This window comes from Aquimarina agarivorans, from assembly GCF_000218485.1.
GTDB classification, from domain to species: Bacteria; Bacteroidota; Bacteroidia; order Flavobacteriales; family Flavobacteriaceae; genus Aquimarina; species Aquimarina agarivorans.
Map to the genome: position 1 here is coordinate 1 of NZ_AFPB01000023.1, position 2,500 is coordinate 2,500.

Sequence of the window (2,500 nt, forward strand, 5' to 3'; positions counted from 1 at the left end):
GTTGGGAGTTGTCAGCAGCAAAACAAAAAAGATAGCATTAACGTAATACTAAGCAAGCGAGGGCAACTTAAAAAGAAGCTAGTCCTATTATATATAGTGTAATATAAAATCCTACCCACCAACAACCTTCCGCCTTCTACCCAAAAATACCAACAGCCAAAAATCATAAAGCATATACGTCTGGAGAATCTGTTAACAAAACCTAAAAATCCTTACGAATCTTCTAAAGAAAGTGGGTAAAAGTGGTTGGAACCAATAAAAGGATAAAAAACATAAAAAAAGATAGTTGTTGTAAAGGAAAAGCGTTGTATATTTGCACCCCGCTAGCGCAGCAATTAGTGTTGTAAAGGCGAAAAGTTCATAGAAAGTATTGTGTATTAAGTAGTATTGATTTCAGAAATAAAAAATAAAAAAAATTTTATTTTTTATTGTCAGAATCAAATAAACAACTATCTTTGCAGCCGCTTTAAACGGCAACAAAATTAGAAACAATTAAACGTTGTTTTTAAAGATGAAGTAAAGGTTTTAAAGTGAAATTACTTAATAAAAAGTAAAGCAAAAAAAAGTTCATTTTTTTCTTGTTAGAGTTAAAAAAGAATTTATCTTTGCAGCCGCTTTAAACGGCAACAAAATTAGAAAGCAGCGATGCTTTATGATTGACGAAAAAGAGTTCATTGACATATTGATTGACAGCGCGTATTTTAAGTAGCTTATATCATTTCCACGAAGGTGGAGATCTAGAATAAGTGAAATTAATACCAAAAGAATAAAGCATTAAGACTAGAATAGTCATTTTGAGAAGCGACAAATAATTTCTGTTTTGTTGATATTGATATTTTGATTAGAAAATATTTAAAGATTAACGATGAAGAGTTTGATCCTGGCTCAGGATGAACGCTAGCGGCAGGCTTAACACATGCAAGTCGAGGGGTAACATTGGTGCTTGCATCAGATGACGACCGGCGCACGGGTGCGTAACGCGTATAGAACCTACCTTTTACTGAGGGATAGCCCAGAGAAATTTGGATTAATACCTCATGGTATTATAGATTGGCATCAATTTATAATTAAAGATTTATTGGTATGAGATGGCTATGCGTTCTATTAGCTAGTTGGTAAGGTAACGGCTTACCAAGGCAACGATAGATAGGGGTCCTGAGAGGGAGATCCCCCACACTGGTACTGAGACACGGACCAGACTCCTACGGGAGGCAGCAGTGAGGAATATTGGACAATGGAGGCAACTCTGATCCAGCCATGCCGCGTGTAGGAAGACTGCCCTATGGGTTGTAAACTACTTTTATATAGGAAGAAACCCTGCTACGTGTAGCAGATTGACGGTACTATAAGAATAAGGATCGGCTAACTCCGTGCCAGCAGCCGCGGTAATACGGAGGATCCAAGCGTTATCCGGAATCATTGGGTTTAAAGGGTCCGTAGGCGGTTTAATAAGTCAGTGGTGAAAGTTTGCGGCTCAACCGTAAAATTGCCATTGATACTGTTAGACTTGAATTATTGTGAAGTGGTTAGAATAAGTAGTGTAGCGGTGAAATGCATAGATATTACTTAGAATACCGATTGCGAAGGCAGATCACTAACAATTAATTGACGCTGAGGGACGAAAGCGTGGGTAGCGAACAGGATTAGATACCCTGGTAGTCCACGCCGTAAACGATGGTCACTAGTTGTTCGAACTTCGGTTTGAGTGACTAAGCGAAAGTGATAAGTGACCCACCTGGGGAGTACGTTCGCAAGAATGAAACTCAAAGGAATTGACGGGGGCCCGCACAAGCGGTGGAGCATGTGGTTTAATTCGATGATACGCGAGGAACCTTACCAGGGCTTAAATGTAGTATGACAGGTTTAGAGATAGACTTTTCTTCGGACATATTACAAGGTGCTGCATGGTTGTCGTCAGCTCGTGCCGTGAGGTGTCAGGTTAAGTCCTATAACGAGCGCAACCCCTGTTGTTAGTTGCCAGCGAGTCATGTCGGGAACTCTAGCAAGACTGCCGGTGCAAACCGCGAGGAAGGTGGGGATGACGTCAAATCATCACGGCCCTTACGTCCTGGGCCACACACGTGCTACAATGGTAGGTACAGAGAGCAGCCACTGTGTGAACAGGAGCGAATCTATAAAGCCTATCTCAGTTCGGATCGGAGTCTGCAACTCGACTCCGTGAAGCTGGAATCGCTAGTAATCGGATATCAGCCATGATCCGGTGAATACGTTCCCGGGCCTTGTACACACCGCCCGTCAAGCCATGGAAGCTGGGGGTACCTGAAGTCCGTCACCGTAAGGAGCGGCCTAGGGTAAAACTGGTAACTGGGGCTAAGTCGTAACAAGGTAGCCGTACCGGAAGGTGCGGCTGGAACACCTCCTTTCTAGAGATTTGCCTATAAGGTAAATACTGGTTAAGGTATCGATTAGAAACAGTAGTTATGTTTATCTGATTGATTATTTTAGTCTTAAGCTGTCAATTAATAAAAATAGATGTGAG

The 2,500-nt window shown here is 41.6% G+C and carries 1 rRNA gene; it reads left to right on the forward strand.

The window, feature by feature from the left end:
• The first annotated feature begins 862 nt into the window (after positions 1–862).
• Positions 863–2,384 (forward strand): 16S ribosomal RNA (locus GMC_RS18545).
• The last annotated feature ends 116 nt before the right edge of the window (positions 2,385–2,500 follow it).